A 17,886-nucleotide genomic window follows, 5' to 3' on the forward strand; every position below is an offset into this window, starting at 1 on the left:
GCAGTGCCCCTATAGCTCAGCTGGTAGAGCAACTGATTTGTAATCAGTAGGTCCGCGGTTCGAGTCCGTGTGGGGGCACCATTTCATCATCCAGTTTTATCCAATGACATCCAATTAGGCCTTATCTATAAGGGTCTTAGGATATCTCGTTGTCCGATGCCGTCCAGCGGTGTTTGATACGATACGGCCAGTCTGTGGGTGCGATTGGGGGTATCCCGAGTCGGGAAAGTGATGCCTGCAGCGCCAATGTCTATGAAAATAGTGAAAACGGAATCGCATTTCCTGAAAGCTTTCATCTGGCTTGGCATGCGATAGCCACGGGGGCAATCTTATGCATTAAAAGTTTGGTGCGGTGGGTTGGCCATTTATTTCCCAATTCGATTTCGTGTTTGGTGTGTCAGTCTGTCGTTCGTGAAAACGAGACTTACCGCCTCGGCTCAAAATCACCAAAATAACCTCTTGCCTGTTGTCACGGAAAACGTGAAAGTGCCCGCACTTGACGTCGGGAGAACCAGCAAAGTTGGTGCCGAAGGAGCAACCGCCCCGGAAACTCTCAGGCAAACGGACCGACGTTGAGACGAATACTCTGGAGAGAGGCACGCAATGTGCCCGCCGAAGGGATAGCAATCTCAGGCACACGGACAGAGGGGGCATCACAGGCGAAAGCAGTGCTTTCGTGCCAGAGTGGTGCCGTGCGATATCAGCATATCGAGATGGCCGTTATTAATAAGAGGCTTACGATGTCTGATCTATTGCAAACCCCGCTACATCAGTTTCACGAAACGCTTGGCGCAAAGATGGTGCCGTTTGCGGGCTATGCGATGCCTGTTCAATACCCGATGGGCGTCATGCAAGAACATCTGCACACCCGCACCAAAGCTGGATTGTTTGACGTCAGTCATATGGGGCAGGTGATCATCAAGGGGGCGGATCATGCTGCCGCCGCGACGGCCTTAGAGACGTTGATACCTGTCGACATTCTGGGTCTAGCCCCGGATCGTCAACGTTACGGATTTCTAACGAATGACACGGGCGGGATTATGGATGATCTGATGCTTGCCAATCGGGGTGATCATATCTTCATGGTCGTGAATGCGGGCTGCAAACGGAATGATATTGCTTACCTCAAGTCCAAGCTAGCCGATGTCAGCGTCACCGAAGTTACGGATCGTGCGTTAATTGCATTGCAGGGGCCTGCCGCTGAAGCAGTGTTGGCAGCCCTTGATCCAAAGGTCGCGGATATGCGTTTCATGGATGTGATCACGGCGTCGCTGGCAGGTGCGGATTGTTGGGTGTCGCGGTCGGGTTATACCGGTGAAGACGGCTATGAGGTTTCAGTGCCCGCCGCACAGGCCGCGACATTGGCGAAAGCGCTGCTGGCGCATGACGACGTGGCCCCGATTGGGCTTGGTGCGCGGGATAGTCTGCGATTGGAAGGCGGGTTATGCCTTTACGGGCACGATATTGATACGGACACGACCCCGACTGAAGCGGCGCTGAATTGGGCGATCCAAAAGGTGCGTCGCAGTGGCGGTGATCGCGCTGGTGGGTTTCCGGGGGCTGACGTTATTTTGGCCCAGCTGGCTGACGGGGCGGATCGCAAACGGGTTGGGCTGCTGCCCGAAGGGCGCGCACCGATGCGCGAGGGCGTGCCGCTGTTTGCACATATTGAGGACGAAACGCCGATTGGGGCGATCACATCGGGTGGTTTTGGCCCGACTGTCGGTGGGCCTGTGGCGATGGGCTACCTGCCGGTCGCACAGGCTGACCTAGGAACAACGGTCTATGGCGAACTGCGCGGAAAACGATTGCCGCTGACGGTCGCAGCACTTCCTTTCACACCTGCAAATTTCAAACGTTAAACGAACCGGAGAAGATACATGAAATTCACTGAAGAACACGAATGGCTGCGCCCTGAAGGCGATATTGTTGTCGTTGGCATCACCGAACACGCCACGACCCAACTGGGCGATATTGTCTTTGTTGAACTGCCTGATGTCGGGGCAACTGTGACCAAAGACGAAGAAATTGTCGTGATCGAAAGCGTCAAAGCCGCGTCCGATATTATGGCTCCGATTGATGGTGAAATCGTCGAAGTGAACAGTGCGCTTGCGGACAATCCCGCCCTTGCGAACGAGGATGCAATCGGCGCGGGCTGGTTTTTCAAAATCAAACCGTCTGATGCGTCCCAGATGGACGAATACATGGATGAAGCTGCGTACAACGCCTTGATCGCCTAACCTACGGAGCCTGACATGACCTTCACCCCGACCGACTATTTGCCATATGATTTTGCCAACCGCCGCCACATTGGGCCAACGCCTTCGGAAATGGCCGACATGCTGGATGTCCTCGGGGCGAAGGATCTGGAAACGCTGATCGACGACACGTTGCCAGCCAAGATCCGTCAGGATGCGCCGCTTGAATTCGGGAAACCGATGTCAGAGCGCGAATTGCTGCATCACATGAAGGTCACGGCGTCTAAGAATAAGGTGCTGACATCACTGATCGGGCAGGGGTACCACGGCACGGTGACGCCGCCCGCTATTCAGCGCAACATCTTTGAAAATCCGGCATGGTACACGGCTTACACACCTTACCAGCCCGAGATTTCGCAGGGACGTCTTGAAGCGCTTTTGAATTTCCAGACAATGGTGTCCGATCTGACTGGTTTGGAGATTGCGAACGCATCCTTACTGGACGAAGCCACGGCCTGCGCTGAAGCGATGACAATGGCGCAGCGTATCGCGAAAACGAAGGTGAAGGGCTTTTTCATCGACGAAAACTGCCATCCGCAGAACATTTCGGTAATGAAAACCCGCGCGGCGCCGCTGGGCATCGAGATCACGGTCGGAAGGCCTGACGATATGGACGCCGACGCCGTCTTTGGCGCGATTTTCCAATATCCGGGCACCTACGGACACATCCGTGATTTCACGCCTGAAATCGCCAAACTGCATGCTTCAAAAGCGATTGGTATCATCGCGGCTGACCCGTTGTCGCTAACGTTGCTGAAGGAACCGGGTGCGATGGGGGCGGATATTGCCGTAGGTAGCACCCAACGTTTTGGTGTGCCTGTGGGCTATGGCGGCCCGCACGCTGCCTATATGGCTACCAAGCAGAACTACGCGCGCTCTATGCCCGGGCGGCTTGTGGGTGTGTCCATCGACAGTCACGGCAACCGCGCATACCGGCTGTCGTTGCAAACGCGCGAACAACATATCCGGCGCGAAAAGGCGACGTCGAATGTCTGTACCGCCCAAGCGTTGCTTGCCGTGATGGCGGGCTTCTATGCGGTGTTCCACGGGCCAGAGGGGCTTAAGGCGATTGCGCAGCGTATTCACCGCAAAACGGCGCGACTGGCAGAGGGGATCAAGGGCGCGGGTTTTGACGTACGCCCAGCCACGTTCTTTGACACGATCACCGTTGAGGTTGGACCGCTGCAAGCGGCTGTCATGAAATCGGCAGTTGATGAAGGGATTAACCTGCGTGCTGTTGGCACAACGCAGGTGGGGATCACGTTGGATGAACGCACGCGTCCCGCGACGATTGAGGCCGTCTGGCGCGCCTTCGGGATCGAGCGGGCGGACAAGGATTACACGCCGCATTACCACGTCCCAGAAAAGCTGATCCGTACGTCTGATTACCTGACGCATCCGGTGTTCCACATGAACCGCGCTGAAACCGAGATGATGCGCTATATGCGGCGGCTGGCCGATCGTGATCTGGCACTTGATCGTGCGATGATCCCGTTGGGGTCTTGCACGATGAAGCTTAATTCCGCCGCTGAAATGATGCCGGTGTCTTGGGATGAATTTTCGTTGCTGCACCCTTATGTGCCACGCGATCAGGCGGCCGGTTATATGGAAATGATCGACGACCTGTCGGCGAAGCTGTGTGACGTGACAGGCTATGACGCGATTTCGATGCAGCCCAATTCGGGTGCACAGGGCGAATATGCGGGACTATTGTCGATGGCCCGTTATCACCAAGCAAACGGGCAGGAGCACCGTAACATTTGCCTGATCCCGATGTCCGCGCATGGCACTAACCCTGCGTCCGCCCAAATGGTTGGTTGGAAAGTTGTGCCGATCAAATCCGCCGACAACGGTGATATTGATGTCGATGATTTCCGCGCGAAGGCCGAACAACATGCTGATAACCTTGCGGGCTGTATGATCACCTATCCGTCAACCCACGGCGTGTTCGAGGAAACTGTGATCGAGGTATGCCAAATTGTGCATGACCACGGCGGTCAGGTCTACATTGACGGGGCCAACATGAACGCGATGGTGGGTCTGTCCCGCCCCGGTGATCTGGGCGGGGACGTCAGCCACCTGAACCTGCACAAAACGTTCTGCATTCCGCATGGCGGCGGTGGTCCGGGCATGGGGCCCATCGGAGTTAAATCCCATCTGATCCCGCATCTGCCTGGCGATCCGACAACGGGGGACGGCGCAGTATCTGCCGCGGCTTTCGGGTCGCCGTCGCTGTTGCCGATTTCGTGGGCCTATTGTTTGATGATGGGCGGCGACGGGCTGACGCAAGCGACGCGCGTGGCGATCCTCAATGCCAACTACATTGCCAAACGGCTCGAGGGGGCATTCGAGGTGCTATATAAGGGCCCTTCAGGTCGCGTCGCACATGAATGTATCATCGACACACGTCCTTTCGCCGACAGCGCACATGTGACGGTGGATGACATCGCCAAGCGGTTGATCGATTGTGGTTTCCACGCCCCCACAATGAGCTGGCCTGTTGCAGGCACCTTGATGATCGAACCCACTGAATCCGAGACAAAGGCCGAACTCGACCGTTTTTGCGATGCGATGCTCGCCATCCGCGCAGAGATCAAGGATATCGAGGACGGCAATGCTGATCCGGAAAATAATCCTTTGAAGAACGCGCCGCACACGATGGAAGACCTGATCACAGACTGGGACAGGCCTTATTCGCGCGAAGCGGGGTGTTTCCCGCCTGGTGCGTTCCGGATCGACAAATACTGGCCGCCGGTCAACCGTGTCGACAATGTCTGGGGGGATCGCAACCTTGCCTGTACTTGCCCGCCGATGGACGACTATCTGGACGCGGCTGAATAGGTTCAGCGTTTGAATTGATGGCCGCGACAGTTGTGCGATTGTCGCGGTCTTTGACGCGGAGCTAGGTGAATTTCCGGAACAGTTTTGTCTGGTCGAACATATCCTCAAGCCCTTCGATGCGGGCCTTTGTTTCGGTCCAGTTTAAGGTTTGCACAGACGAAATCATCGTCTCAATCAACAGCATCGTGGTTGTCGCGCTGTCCCATGCGGACGGCACGATGATCCTGTTGCTCAGGCAGACCGTGGCAAGCGGGTGCACAGGTGATAGCCATTGATCGGTCATCAAGATGATCAGTGCGCCACGTTCATGCGCCATTTCAGCCAATTTCAGCGTGTTGTTTTCGTACCTGCGCACGTCAAAAATCACAAAAACATCGCCCTTTTTTGCGTTCAGCAAATAGTGCGGCCATGTGTTTGAGGTGGATTGGACGTGCGTCAGGTTCGCCCTGATGACCTGCATATGCAAAAACAGATATTCGGCCAAAGTGTGTGTAATGCGGCCCCCAACGATATAAAGATGCCGGTCCTTGTCTGCGAGCAGTTCACAGGCGTGATCGAACGCATCGGGATCAATTTGACCAAGTGTCAGACGGATATTGTCGATCACAGCGTCGGTGAACCTGTTCAGGATATGCTCGGATGGTGCCGCCTCGGCCCACGTGTCGTGTTTGGCGATGGGGGTTTGTACGCGTGCCTTTAATTCGTCGCGTAAGCCCGACTGGAATTCTGGATAGCCTTTGTATCCGAGTTTTTGCACCATACGTGCGACTGTGGGCACAGACACGTCGGCATTCTTAGCCAACGCCGTGAGCGGCCCGAGACCAGATGCCGGATAATTCTCGAGGACGGACAGGGCCAATTGCCGCTCTGCGCGCGTGAGCTGATCAAGCATTTCGTGGATGCGATCGGATATTGTTTGTGCAGCCTCGGTCATCGTTGCCCCCATTTTGTTCACAAAAATAACAGCGCAAACTGATGTGTGATAAATATTTCACAATTGTGTTGACATCGCGGGGGTATGGCAAGCACTTTATCACTGGGGGTTGCGATGAATTCACGGACAGACGATTCAGGTTGTGTTGAGGTCGTACGCGGCACGGCAAGCTCTGCCGTGGTTTTAGTCTGCGAACATGCCAGCCCGTTTATTCCCGAAGCGTTCAACGACCTCGGGATTGCCCCTGCCGCAAAGCGAAGCCACGTCGCGTGGGATCCCGGTGCGATGGCTGTGGCAAAGGCGATGGCGCAAGACCTTGATGCGGTGCTTGTTGCCTCGAAGGTGTCGCGCCTTGTCTACGATTGTAATCGCCCGCCGGAGGCCGCAGACGCGATGCCAATCCGCAGCGAAGCGTTTGATGTGCCCGGCAATGTGGGCCTGACGCAGTCGGACAGAGACGCCCGTGTTTCCCAGTTCTACACGCCGTTCAAAGACACGCTTGCGCATGAGATTGCACAGCGGTCGGGTCCGGTTATCGTGACTATTCACAGTTTTACCCCCGTCTACAATGGACAGGCGCGGGGCGTTGAAATCGGGGTGCTGCATGACAGTGACAGCCGCTTGGCCGATGCGATTTTGGATGTTGCGGACACGTTTGATGTGCGCCGGAACGCGCCTTACGGTCCCGAAGACGGGGTCACGCATACCCTGAAAGAGCACGCGATCAAGCAGGGCCACCTGAATGTCATGATCGAGGTGCGCAACGATCTGATTGCAGATGCGAAATCTCAAACTGCGATGGCTGCAACGCTGACGCGCTGGGTTAGTAATGCCATCGACGCTGTGGAGGCCGCCGCATGCAAGGGGTGATGCGCGGATATATTCGCGGCGTGGATGCTGTGAACTACCGGATCGGCCGCGTTGCGATGTACGGGATTTTTGTTCTCATGGGGATTTTACTGTGGTCGTCGATCAGCAAGACATTCTTCCTGCCAACACTTTGGACGCTTGAGTTGGCTCAGTTCGTTATGGTGGGGTATTACATCCTTGGCGGGCCGTACTCCTTGCAGCTTGGGTCGAACGTGCGGATGGACCTGCTGTATGGCGATTGGTCGGTGAAACGCAAAGCGTGGTTTGATGCGATCACAGTCCTATTTTTGATCTTTTACCTATGTGTGCTGATCTATGGCGCGGTGAGTTCCACGGCCTATTCGTTGGGCTATTGGAAAGACGCGCCGTTTTCGTTCCTCGCAGGCGTCGTGATCGGGACCGAAGAGATCGGCACGCTGGAACGGTCGTCGTCGTCGTGGCGCCCCTACATGTGGCCGATCAAAGTGGTGATGATCGTGGGCTTCGTGCTGATGCTGCTGCAATGCATTTCCGAATTTTTCAAAGATATCCTGCGTCTTAAAGGGGCTGACATCTGATGCCTTACGAGATGATCGCGACCCTTATGTTCTCGACCATGATGCTGATGTTGCTCACAGGTCAGCGGGTGTTTGGTGCTATTGGGTTTGTCGCAGTGGTCGCGGCGTTGCTGCTCTGGGGTGATAAAGGCGGGTACGACATCGGGTTTGCTGCCGCGATGAAACTGATGAAGTGGTATCCGCTACTGACGCTGCCGATGTTCATTTTTATGGGCTACGTGTTGAGCGAATCCAAGATTGCCGATGATCTTTATAAGATGTTCCATGTCTGGATGGGCGGCCTGCGTGGTGGGCTTGCGATCGGGACGATTGGCCTGATGGTGCTGATTTCCGCGATGAACGGGCTTAGCGTGGCTGGCATGGCGATTGGGGCGACGATTGCGCTGCCTGAACTGCTGAAACGTGGCTACGACAAACGCATGGTGACGGGTGTTATTCAGGCCGGATCGTCGTTGGGTATTCTCGTGCCACCGTCCGTTGTGCTGGTGCTCTACGCGATGATCGCGCGGCAACCGGTAGGGCAGTTGTGGCTGGCTGGTGTGGTGCCAGGCCTGATGATGGCGGCACTTTTCATCATCTATATCGTGGTGCGTTGTTGGAAGAACCCTGATCTCGGGCCCGCATTACCTGCCGCAGAACGCGACATTCCGCAGGCTGAGAAATACCGCCTGCTGCTGGCCGGATTGCTGCCGTTGGTAATTTTTGCGGTGATGATGGTCCCCTTCGTGAACGGGTGGACATCTTTGGTGGAAAGCTCTGCGATTGGTGCAATTGCCGCGTTTTTAGCGGCGGTGCTCAAGGGGCGCATGACCCGCGAGGTGTTCGAGAATTCGGTGCGCAATACGCTGGGTATCACCTGTATGTTTATGTGGATCATCCTTGCGGCGTTGGCTTTCGGTGCTGTGTTTGACGGTCTGGGTGCGGTCAAGGCGATCGAGAGCCTATTCACAGAACGTCTAGGCCTGAACCCTTGGGTGATCCTGATTCTGATGCAGTTGTCGTTTATCGTAATGGGCACGTTCCTTGATGACACGGCGATGCTGGTCATTGTCGCCCCACTTTATGTACCGCTGGTGGGCGAGCTGGGCTTTGATCTAATCTGGTACGGCATTTTGTACACGATCACCTGCCAGATCGCCTATATGACGCCGCCGTTTGGCTACAACCTGTTCTTGATGCGGGCGATGGCCCCGCCAGAGATCAGCATTCAGGACATCTACCGGTCCATCGGGCCCTTCGTGATGGTGATGGTCGGTGCGCTGATCCTCGTGATGGTGTTCCCGCAACTGGCCCTGTGGCTGCCCAATTATGTTTACGGAAATTAAGATCAAGAACTCCACCAATGGAGCCTAACCCAACAAGGAGACTATTATGACGACAAGACGTAATTTTATTCGCAATGCGAGCCTCGCCGGTGCCGCAACGTTGGCGGCACCATCGATCGCCCGCGCACAAGAAGCGATCAAATGGCGGTTCCAGACCTATGCGGGGTCCGCGCTTGGTGAACATGTGACCAAGCCTGTGATTGATTACATCAACACTGCGGCCAACGGCGAGCTGGAAGTCGAGCTGTTCTACGCCGATCAGATTGTGCCCACGGGCGAGTTGTTCCAAGCGTTGCAGCGCGGCACGATTGATGGTGTGCATTCCGATGATGACTCCATGGCCTCACCCACACCGCTACAGCAGTTTGGTGGCTATTTCCCGTTTGCGACGAAACATATCCTCGACGTGCCGGTCTTGTTTAACCAGTACGGTCTCAAGGAAATCTGGGAAGAAGAATACGCCAAGGTTGGCGTCAAATGGCTGTCAGCGGCGGGGCAGGACCCTTGTAACTTTAACACCACCAAAGAAATCACCAGCGTTGCCGATCTTGAAGGGTTGAAACTGTATACCTTCCCGACGGCGGGTCGGTTCCTGTCGAAATTCGGTGTGGTCCCAGTGAACATCCCATACGAGGATGCAGAGGTTGCCGTGCAAACGGGCGAGCTGGACGGTATGGCGTGGTCGGGCATCACCGAGGATTACACCGTCGGCTGGGCCGACGTGACCGACTATTTCCTGACGAACAATATTTCAGGCGCATGGATCGGGTCGTGGTTCGTGAACGAAGAACGCTGGGCGGATCTGCCTGACCACCTTAAGGCCATCGTCATGGCTGCGACCGAAGCCGGGCACACCTACCGCAACCAGTGGTACTGGGGTGGCGAAGCCGCGTTGCGGGCCAATGGCGACAAGTTGCAACTGCGGTCTGTCCCTGCTGGCGAATGGGCGGAAGTCGAGAACGCAGCGAAAGAATTCTGGGAAGAAGTGGCGGAAGAAGGTGAAGTTCACCAGAAGATCGTCAACATCTTCAAAGAATATAACAGCGTCATCAATCAGGCCGGTGCCCCTTACAATTTCGAGTAAGACACCGCATCGTTAACCGACCATCCCGCCTGATCTGCGGGGTGGTTCCCAATTCGACAAGGACATACATCATGGCTGGAAATCTGACGTTTGAGGCGCTTAAGGCTGCGGTCAAGGACGGTGCAATTGATACTGTCCTTGTCTGTTTTCCTGACATGCAGGGTAGGCTGCTTGGCAAACGGTTCCATGCGGTTAATTTCGTTGAGACATCGTTCAAGGAAACCCATTGCTGCAATTATCTGCTGGCAACAGACCTTGAGATGGCCACACCCGAAGGCTACGCCGCAAGCAGTTGGGAAAAGGGGTACGGGGATTACGTTATGGCGCCGGACCTGACCACATTGCGCAGCGTGCCGTGGCTGGAAGGCACCGCGATGGTGCTTTGCGATACCCTTGATCACCATACGCACGCACCGGTGCCCCATGCGCCGCGCCAGATCCTCAAGACTCAAATTGCTCGCCTCAAAGAGCTGGGCTTTGACGCGATGATGGCGACCGAGTTGGAGTTTTTCCTGTTCGAGAAATCGTTCGACGACATCCGCAAGGGCGACTTTCGCGACCTGACACCGATCAGCGGCTATAACGAAGATTACCACATCCTTCAGACCACCAAAGAAGAAAGCGTGATGCGCCCGATCCGCAATCATCTGTTTGCGGCGGGCCTGCCCATTGAGAACTCGAAAGGCGAGGCCGAGGCGGGTCAGGAAGAACTGAACATCCGCTACGCAGACGCGCTGGATTGCGCTGACCACCACACCATTGCGAAGAACGCGATCAAGGAAATCGCATGGCAACAGGGCCATGCGGCGACATTCCTGCCGAAATGGGATCACACCAAGGTTGGATCATCGTCGCACGTTCATCAATCGCTGTGGAAAGATGGGGAACCGGTTTTCTACGATGCGGACGCCGATCTTGGTATGTCGCAAGTGATGCAGCATTATATGGCCGGTCTGATCGCCTATGCCCCTGATTACACGTTCTTTCTGGCCCCTTATGTCAACAGCTACAAACGGTTTGCCAAGGGTACATTCGCCCCTACTAAAACCGTTTGGTCAGTGGATAACCGCACCGCTGGGTTCCGCCTGTGTGGTGACGGCACCAAAGGGATCAGGGCAGAATGCCGGATCGGTGGGTCGGATTTGAACCCTTATTTGGCACAAGCCGCGATGCTGGCCGCTGGTATCAAGGGCATCGAGGACAAGATGGAGCTTGCCGCGCCCACGCGCGGCGATGTCTACGAAGACGCCAAAGCACAGGACATTCCGCAAACCCTACGGGCCGCGACCGAAACCATGCGCGGATCGGCAATGCTACGCGTTGCGATGGGCGACGATGTGGTTGACCACTACACGCGCTGCGCGGAATGGGAACAAGAAGAATTTGACCGCGTTGTGACCGATTGGGAAATCGCTCGCGGCTTTGAAAGGGCTTAAGATGATCCGTTGTATTTCCCCGATTGACGGCTCCGTTTATGCAGAACGGCCGACCCTTTCGGCTAATGAGGCTTCCGCCGCAGTGGCACGCGCCAAAGCCGCGCAATCCGACTGGGCGGCGCGTCCTTTGGAGGAACGGATTGCCCTTGTGCAAGCCGGTGTTGCGAATGTGGGTGCGATGAACGATGAAATCGTGCCGGAACTTGCGCATCAAATGGGCCGGCCTGTGCGCTACGGCGGCGAATTTGGAGGGTTTAACGAACGCGCGAGCTACATGGCCGAGATCGCGCAAGACGCGCTCGCTGATATCGAAATCGAAGATAGCGCCGCGTTTCGCCGCGTGATCAAACGTGTGCCGCACGGTGTCGTGCTTGTCGTGGCCCCGTGGAATTACCCCTATATGACGGCGATCAACACCGTCGCACCCGCGCTGATCGCAGGCAATGTGGTGATGCTGAAACACGCAAGCCAGACGCCGCTGGTTGGCGAACGTATGGCGCAAGCGTTTCACGCGGCGGGTATTCCAGAGGACGTTTTTCAGAACGTGTTTCTCGACCACGAAACCACGTCCGACTTGATCGCTGCAAAATCATTCGGCTTTGTCAATTTCACGGGCTCTGTGGGTGGCGGGCAAGCTATGGAACAGGCGGCGGCGGGCACGTTCACTGGCATCGGGCTTGAGCTAGGTGGCAAAGACCCCGGTTATGTGTGTGACGACGCGGATATTGATGCGGCGGTGGATACGCTAATTGACGGGGCGATGTTCAATGCGGGTCAATGCTGCTGCGGGATCGAACGGATTTACGTGGCCGAGCAACACTTTGACAGCTTCGTGGAAAAGGCTGTGGCGATTGTGAATGGCTATAAGCTGGGCAATCCATTGGACCCTGAAACAACGCTTGGGCCGATGGCGCACAAACGCTTTGCCGACGAGGTGCGCGCGCAAACTGCTGAGGCGGTAGCCGACGGTGCGACTGCCCACATCGAGAAATTCGCGGAAGACGATGGCGGTGCTTATCTGACCCCGCAAATCCTGACCAACGTGACCCATGATATGCGCGTGATGCGCGACGAAAGCTTTGGTCCCGTGGTCGGCATCATGTCCGTCAAGGACGACGCAGATGCGATCCGCCTGATGAACGACAGCAACTTTGGCCTGACAGCATCTATCTGGACAAACGATGCCATCCGCGCTGAAACCATTGCAGATCAGATCGAGACGGGTACGGTGTTTATGAACCGCGCCGATTATCTTGATCCGGGTCTGTGCTGGACCGGATGCAAAGACACGGGGCGCGGCGGTGGCCTGTCGATCATTGGCTACCACAACCTGACACGGCCAAAATCCTATCATCTAAAGAAAGCCTGAGACATGACGTTGACTGCTAACTGGTCCTATCCGACCGCCATTCGTTTCGGCGCTGGGCGCATTTCGGAAATCGCCGATGCCTGCCGTGCGGCGGGTATCACCAAACCGCTGCTGATTACGGATCGCGGGCTCGCCGATATGGAGATCACCACACGCACGCTTGATCTGCTGGCGGATGCGGGGCTGGGGCGTGCGATCTTCGCGGATGTGGACCCGAACCCGAACGAGAAAAACGCGGCCGCAGGTGTGAAAGCCTATAACGACGGCGGGCACGACGGGGTTGTGGCCTTTGGTGGTGGGTCGGGGCTTGATCTGGGGAAACTCGTGGCGTTTCTTGCAGGGCAAACGCGGCCTTTGTGGGATTTCGAGGATATCGGCGATTGGTGGACCCGCGCGGATGCGGACGCGATTGCGCCCATCGTGGCGGTGCCAACCACCGCAGGGACAGGGTCCGAGGTGGGCCGCGCGTCGGTCATTACCAATTCCGAAACCCAAGAGAAAAAGATCATCTTCCACCCTAAATTCCTGCCTAGTGTCGTGATCTGTGATCCCGAGCTCACGGTGGGGATGCCGCAGTTTATCACGGCGGGCACGGGGCTTGATGCGTTTGCCCATTGCGTGGAGGCGTTCTGTTCGCCGCATTACCACCCGATGTCGCAGGGTATGGCGTTAGAGGGGATGCGTCTTGTCAAAGATTACCTGCCGCGGGCTTATGCCGACGGTACTGATATCGAAGCGCGGGCGCATATGATGTCCGCCGCCGCGATGGGGGCCACAGCGTTTCAAAAGGGGTTGGGTGCCATCCATGCGCTGTCGCATCCGATTGGCGCGATGTATCACACGCACCATGGCACGACGAATGCGGTCTGCATGCCTGCGGTCCTGCAATTCAACCGTCCCGCAATCACGGGCGTGATGACGCAAGCCGCCGATTATCTCGGGATTGCGGGCGGGTTTGACGGGTTCTGCGCCTATGTGGACGAACTGAACGCATCGCTCGGGATTCCCAAGACACTGACCGCACTTGGCGTCACCGATCCCGATATCGACCGGATTGTTGCAGGCGCACTTAGCGACCCGAGCACCGGCGGCAACCCCGTTGAGATGACCGAGGAGAACACACGCGCCCTTTTGCAGGCCTGTTTGTAGATTTCAGACGTCACGACAAAAAACCGTTACAAATCAAACATAAAGACAACGCGACACCATATTAACAGGGAGAAGAACCATGAAAATTTCATTCGTTTCCACCATCGCTGTCGTCACGGCGTTGGCCGCACAAGGCGCACAGGCCGATACGCTGCGGCTGCTCACATGGGGCGGCTACGCCCCCGAAGAAGTGATCGCCATGTTCGAGGCCGAAACCGGTCACACGGTTGAGGTTACAACATCCAACAACGAAGAAATGATTGCAAAACTGCGGGCCACAAACGGCGGCGGTTTCGATCTGGCGCAACCAAGCCAAGACCGGATCACCAGCGCACAAGAAGAATTCGGCATCTACAAGCCGATTGATATGTCCAAAGTCACGGCGGATCAGTTCATCCCGTCGATGCTGTCGGCGACCGCGTCGAACACCACATTTGACGGTGAGGTCTACGGCCTGCCACATGTTTGGGGCACCAGCGGTCTTGTCGTGAATACGGCGATGGCAGGCGATGTGACCGATTATGCCGACCTGTGTGATGCGTCCGTGGCTGGTAAAGTGTCCTACCGCCTCAAACGTCCGACGTTGATCGGCTTTGCTTATTCGATGGGGCTCGATCCGTTTGCGGCCTACGGCGACACCGACGCCTATCAGGGCATTCTGGATCAGGTCGAAGCAAAGCTGACCGAATGTAAGGCCAACGTCAAAACCTATTGGGATGGCGGCGACGAGATCAAGAACCTGCTGCGCTCTGGCGAAGTTGTCGCGTCGATGGCGTGGGACACGGGCGGCTGGCAGCTGAACGCGGACAATCCCGATATCACATTTGTAGCTCCAGAAGCCGGTGCATTGGGCTGGATCGACACGTTTGTTCTGCCTGCGCGTGGTCGTGCGGATGATGCGGCTTACGATTGGATCAACTTTGTGATGCAGCCTGAAATCGCTGCGATGATCACGAACACAGCCGGTAACTTTACCGCCGCGGTTGATGGTGACGCAAACGTAAGCGCTGATCTGAAGGCACGCTATCAGGGCAGCTTTGATCAGGCCGCAATCGACAACATCAAATGGTATCCACCTGTACCTGCGGGTCTGGAAACACTGGAAGGTGCGACGCTCGACCGGATCAACGCCGCGAACTAAGCGTTTGAAACTAAACACAGAGGGCGCATCGCTGCGCCCTCTTTTTACACTGCGAGGGTGCCCTTTGTCCGATCCCCATCCCGATCTTGTCTGCCGCGACCTGACCAAAGATTTCGATGCGTTCCGCGCTGTCGATCACGTCAGTTTTGACGTGCCGCAAGGGTCATTCTTTTCCATCCTTGGCCCGTCTGGGTGTGGCAAAACCACCTTGCTGCGGATGATCGCAGGTTTCCAGTCGCCCACAAGCGGTGATCTGCGGATCAAGGGCAAATCGATGATCGGCGTGCCGCCCAACAAACGGCCCGTGTCGATGGTGTTTCAACATCTGGCGCTCTTTCCGACAATGAATATCGGCGACAACGTGGGCTTTGGCCTGCGGCAACGCGGTGTCGGCAAATCCGAAATCAAAACCCGCGTCGAAGAAGTGCTCGCTCGTGTTGGTCTGCCTGGCGTGTCGGAGCGGCGGATCGACCAGATTTCAGGTGGTCAGAAACAACGGGTCGCGATTGCACGCTGCATGGTGCTGGAACCCGATGTTTTGCTGCTGGATGAGCCGCTTGGTGCGCTCGACCTCAAACTGCGCGAGCATATGAAGGTTGAGTTGAAATCGCTGCAAGCCGCGTTCAACACCACCTTTGTTTACATCACTCACGACCAATCCGAAGCGTTGGTGATGAGCGACAATATCGCCGTGATGAACAACGGCAAATTCGAACAGATTGGCACGCCGCACGACGTCTATCACGCTCCCGATACTGCCTTTGTCGCGGGCTTTGTCGGTGAGGCCAACAAGATCGACGCTAAGGTCACGGGCGCGGATGGATCGCAGTTGCACGTCGTGTCGCAAGACGGGACGGACATGAAGATCGATGCGCCCGCTAACGGATTGACCGTGGGGCAGGGCGTACAGGTGTTTCTACGCCCTGAAGTGATTGAACTGACAACACAAAGCGACGGCGTGAACGTTTCGCAGGGTACGGTGGAATCGGTGCTGTTCAACGGTGCGAATTCCAGTGTCACCGTCAAGGACGGGGCAGGCGGTATGCTCAAGGTCGCACTTCCGCAAACCGGTGATTTCGCCCGCCTGCAACGCGGGGATAGCGTGTTCACCAAATGGGATCCGCGTCAGGCCCGCTGCTACGCTGTGACGGGATCCTAGACGATGGTTTCTGATACATCTCGCCTCGGGTTTTACCTGCTGCTTGCGCCGATCCTGCTGTGGTTAGTCGTGCTGATCATCCTGCCGCATGTGGGGCTGTTCATCGTCTCGATCAGCGAAAAAGTCGGACCACGCGAATATGAAACCGGTTTTGCCAATTATGCTGCGTTCTTTAACGAACCGCTATACTGGCGCACCTTTGCGCGGACGGCGATTATGTCGATCCTTGCGACGGTACTGACGCTGATCCTTGGTTTTCCGATTGCTTATTACATCGCAAAGCTGACCCGTGGCCGCACCAAAACCACGCTCTTTCTGATGTGCATGATCCCGTTCTGGGTGTCCGAGCTTGTCCGCACATTTGGCTGGATGATCCTGCTGCGCGAGACGGGTGTTTTCTCGAATCTGCTGCAATCGCTGGGCATCGTCGATGGACCGGTCGAAATGTTGTATAATGACGCGGCGATCATGGTGGGGCTGGTCTATACGTCGATCCTGTTCATGGTTGTGCCGCTTGTGACGACGCTTGATAGCCTCGACGACAGCTTGATCGAGGCGGGCTATGATCTGGGCGGTACAAGTACGTCGATCATGCGCGAGATCGTGATCCCGCACGCGATGCCGGGGATCGTGTCGGGTTGTATCGTTGTTTTCATGCTCTCGCTTGGCAATTACCTGACGCCGATCCTGTTGGGCGGAAAGGACAGCCTGTGGTTCACCGGCATGATCTACACGCAATTTATCACGCGGTTTAACTGGGAACTGGGGTCTGCATTTGGGTTCTTGTTGCTGGGCCTGTCATCGCTTGTGGTGTTCGCTGGGCTGAAACTGTCGCGGCAATCGCTGACTGATACGATGGGGCGCGCATGATCCCGACAGTCCCCCAACCCGCCTTTGCGAAATGGTGCTACCGCGCCTATGTCACCGCGTTCTTTATCTATCTGGCGCTGCCGCTAACGGTGGTCTGCGTCTTTGCCTTTAACAACAGCGTGTTTCCGTCGTTGCCATGGGAGGGTTTCACCCTTGCTTGGTTCTTCGGGACCGAGGCGCCGTTTATCGGCGTGTTCCATGAACGGGCGATTGTGCGTTCGATCGGCACATCGGCTTTCGTGGCGACGTGGGTGTCTGGGCTTGCGGTGTTCGTGGGCACCTGCAACGCATTCCTGTTTGTGCGCCATGATTTCCGTGGCAAAGCGTTTCTGTATGTGCTGATGCTGTTGCCGCTGATCATTCCGGGTGTGATCCTTGGCATTTCTATCCTTGTTTTTTCCAGTTCGATCGCGAATGCGCTTGAAGACGCGACAGGGCTGTGGTTCGACGGACTGCGTCCGGGTCTGCTCCTTGTGATCTTGGGTCAATTTTCGTTCATCACGACCTTTGCGACGCTCGTGATTTCGGCTCGTCTGCAGAAATTCGACCCCAGTTTGGAAGAGGCGGCACTGAACCTTGGTGCCAGCAAATGGGGCGCGATCCGACAGATTACGCTGCCGTTCCTATTGCCTGCGATTGTGGCCTCAGCGGTCGTGTCCGTATTGATGAGTTTCGAGAATTTCAACACAACATTGATGCTGGTGGGATCGGATTCACCGCTTACCATCGCTATGTTCGACAAGCTGAAACAGGGATCAACGCCGGTACTGAACGCGGTGTCGTTGCTGTTGATAATGGTGTCCGCTTTGCTTGGGGTGTTGTCGTTGTTGTTTCAGGGGCGCAAGGCGTAGGGCCGTTGTGAAAGAGTAGCACGGTTACGCGTGGGAGGCGAA

General features: G+C 56.3%; 15 protein-coding genes, 1 tRNA gene and 1 riboswitch. Of the genes, 15 read left to right on the top strand and 1 reads right to left on the bottom strand.

The window, feature by feature from the left end; genetic code table 11:
• Positions 1-5 precede the first annotated feature (5 nt).
• The 4 genes from K3729_08685 (at position 6) to gcvP (ending at position 5,099) form a co-directional block, all read left to right on the top strand.
• Positions 6-81: transfer RNA gene (locus K3729_08685), tRNA-Thr, on the top strand.
• A 412-nt stretch (positions 82-493) separates the two neighbouring features.
• Positions 494-579, top strand: a riboswitch (glycine riboswitch).
• Positions 580-740: 161 nt separating this feature from the next.
• The gene (gene gcvT / locus K3729_08690) at positions 741-1,862 is read left to right on the top strand and encodes a glycine cleavage system aminomethyltransferase GcvT (protein ID UWR00821.1); all 1,122 of its coding nucleotides are present in this window, start codon (positions 741-743) and stop codon (positions 1,860-1,862) included.
• Positions 1,863-1,880: 18 nt separating this feature from the next.
• Positions 1,881-2,240 (top strand): glycine cleavage system protein GcvH, encoded by a 360-nt coding sequence (gcvH, locus tag K3729_08695; GenBank protein UWR00822.1) that lies wholly within the window; start codon positions 1,881-1,883, stop codon positions 2,238-2,240.
• 15 nt (positions 2,241-2,255) lie between these two features.
• Positions 2,256-5,099 (top strand): aminomethyl-transferring glycine dehydrogenase, encoded by a 2,844-nt coding sequence (gcvP, locus tag K3729_08700; GenBank protein UWR00823.1) that lies wholly within the window; start codon positions 2,256-2,258, stop codon positions 5,097-5,099.
• A 61-nt stretch (positions 5,100-5,160) separates the two neighbouring features.
• Here the strand turns inward: gcvP and K3729_08705 are convergent, their stop codons facing one another.
• Complete coding sequence (locus tag K3729_08705) at positions 5,161-6,033, bottom strand: MurR/RpiR family transcriptional regulator (GenBank protein UWR00824.1); 873 nt, start codon at positions 6,031-6,033, stop codon at positions 5,161-5,163.
• Positions 6,034-6,147: 114 nt separating this feature from the next.
• Between K3729_08705 and K3729_08710 the strand changes: the two genes are divergently transcribed.
• The 11 genes from K3729_08710 to K3729_08760 all read left to right on the top strand — a co-directional run bounded on the left by K3729_08710 (position 6,148) and on the right by K3729_08760 (position 17,844).
• Positions 6,148-6,903 carry an N-formylglutamate amidohydrolase gene (locus tag K3729_08710; GenBank protein ID UWR00825.1) on the top strand — a complete coding sequence of 252 codons (756 nt, stop codon included), beginning with the start codon at positions 6,148-6,150 and terminating at the stop codon, positions 6,901-6,903.
• Positions 6,891-7,460 (top strand): TRAP transporter small permease subunit, encoded by a 570-nt coding sequence (locus K3729_08715; GenBank protein ID UWR00826.1) that lies wholly within the window; start codon positions 6,891-6,893, stop codon positions 7,458-7,460. The genes K3729_08710 and K3729_08715 overlap by 13 nt, the downstream gene beginning before the upstream one ends.
• Positions 7,460-8,785, top strand: coding sequence for a TRAP transporter large permease subunit (locus tag K3729_08720; GenBank protein UWR00827.1), 1,326 nt, complete (start codon positions 7,460-7,462; stop codon positions 8,783-8,785). The genes K3729_08715 and K3729_08720 overlap by 1 nt, the downstream gene beginning before the upstream one ends.
• A gap of 46 nt (positions 8,786-8,831) precedes the next feature.
• Positions 8,832-9,869, top strand: coding sequence for a TRAP transporter substrate-binding protein (locus K3729_08725; protein UWR00828.1), 1,038 nt, complete (start codon positions 8,832-8,834; stop codon positions 9,867-9,869).
• A 71-nt stretch (positions 9,870-9,940) separates the two neighbouring features.
• Positions 9,941-11,305, top strand: a complete 1,365-nt coding sequence (locus K3729_08730; GenBank protein ID UWR00829.1) for a glutamine synthetase family protein — start codon at positions 9,941-9,943, stop codon at positions 11,303-11,305.
• 1 nt (position 11,306) lies between these two features.
• On the top strand, positions 11,307-12,674 hold the full coding sequence (locus K3729_08735; protein UWR00830.1) for an aldehyde dehydrogenase family protein: 1,368 nt from the start codon (positions 11,307-11,309) through the stop codon (positions 12,672-12,674).
• A 3-nt stretch (positions 12,675-12,677) separates the two neighbouring features.
• Positions 12,678-13,823, top strand: a complete 1,146-nt coding sequence (locus K3729_08740; protein UWR00831.1) for an iron-containing alcohol dehydrogenase — start codon at positions 12,678-12,680, stop codon at positions 13,821-13,823.
• A gap of 79 nt (positions 13,824-13,902) precedes the next feature.
• Positions 13,903-14,964, top strand: a complete 1,062-nt coding sequence (locus K3729_08745; protein UWR00832.1) for an extracellular solute-binding protein — start codon at positions 13,903-13,905, stop codon at positions 14,962-14,964.
• 64 nt (positions 14,965-15,028) lie between these two features.
• A complete protein-coding gene (locus K3729_08750) occupies positions 15,029-16,123 on the top strand; it encodes an ABC transporter ATP-binding protein (protein ID UWR00833.1) in 1,095 nt (364 codons plus the stop codon).
• Positions 16,124-16,126: 3 nt separating this feature from the next.
• Positions 16,127-16,993 (top strand): ABC transporter permease, encoded by an 867-nt coding sequence (locus K3729_08755; GenBank protein ID UWR00834.1) that lies wholly within the window; start codon positions 16,127-16,129, stop codon positions 16,991-16,993.
• A complete protein-coding gene (locus K3729_08760) occupies positions 16,990-17,844 on the top strand; it encodes an ABC transporter permease (GenBank protein UWR00835.1) in 855 nt (284 codons plus the stop codon). The genes K3729_08755 and K3729_08760 overlap by 4 nt, the downstream gene beginning before the upstream one ends.
• The last annotated feature ends 42 nt before the right edge of the window (positions 17,845-17,886 follow it).

The organism is Rhodobacteraceae bacterium S2214, assembly GCA_025141675.1.
Taxonomy (GTDB): domain Bacteria; phylum Pseudomonadota; class Alphaproteobacteria; order Rhodobacterales; family Rhodobacteraceae; genus Yoonia.

What these genes read in the sequence shown, in the direction of transcription:
- gcvT (UWR00821.1), top strand. Translation starts at nt 741, where the DNA reads ATGTCTGATCTATTGCAAACCCCGCTACATCAGTTTCACGAAACGCTT.
- gcvH (UWR00822.1), top strand. Translation starts at nt 1,881, where the DNA reads ATGAAATTCACTGAAGAACACGAATGGCTGCGCCCTGAAGGCGATATT.
- gcvP (UWR00823.1), top strand. Translation starts at nt 2,256, where the DNA reads ATGACCTTCACCCCGACCGACTATTTGCCATATGATTTTGCCAACCGC.
- K3729_08705 (UWR00824.1), bottom strand. Translation starts at nt 6,033, where the DNA reads ATGACCGAGGCTGCACAAACAATATCCGATCGCATCCACGAAATGCTT.
- K3729_08710 (UWR00825.1), top strand. Translation starts at nt 6,148, where the DNA reads ATGAATTCACGGACAGACGATTCAGGTTGTGTTGAGGTCGTACGCGGC.
- K3729_08715 (UWR00826.1), top strand. Translation starts at nt 6,891, where the DNA reads ATGCAAGGGGTGATGCGCGGATATATTCGCGGCGTGGATGCTGTGAAC.
- K3729_08720 (UWR00827.1), top strand. Translation starts at nt 7,460, where the DNA reads ATGCCTTACGAGATGATCGCGACCCTTATGTTCTCGACCATGATGCTG.
- K3729_08725 (UWR00828.1), top strand. Translation starts at nt 8,832, where the DNA reads ATGACGACAAGACGTAATTTTATTCGCAATGCGAGCCTCGCCGGTGCC.
- K3729_08730 (UWR00829.1), top strand. Translation starts at nt 9,941, where the DNA reads ATGGCTGGAAATCTGACGTTTGAGGCGCTTAAGGCTGCGGTCAAGGAC.
- K3729_08735 (UWR00830.1), top strand. Translation starts at nt 11,307, where the DNA reads ATGATCCGTTGTATTTCCCCGATTGACGGCTCCGTTTATGCAGAACGG.
- K3729_08740 (UWR00831.1), top strand. Translation starts at nt 12,678, where the DNA reads ATGACGTTGACTGCTAACTGGTCCTATCCGACCGCCATTCGTTTCGGC.
- K3729_08745 (UWR00832.1), top strand. Translation starts at nt 13,903, where the DNA reads ATGAAAATTTCATTCGTTTCCACCATCGCTGTCGTCACGGCGTTGGCC.
- K3729_08755 (UWR00834.1), top strand. Translation starts at nt 16,127, where the DNA reads ATGGTTTCTGATACATCTCGCCTCGGGTTTTACCTGCTGCTTGCGCCG.
- K3729_08760 (UWR00835.1), top strand. Translation starts at nt 16,990, where the DNA reads ATGATCCCGACAGTCCCCCAACCCGCCTTTGCGAAATGGTGCTACCGC.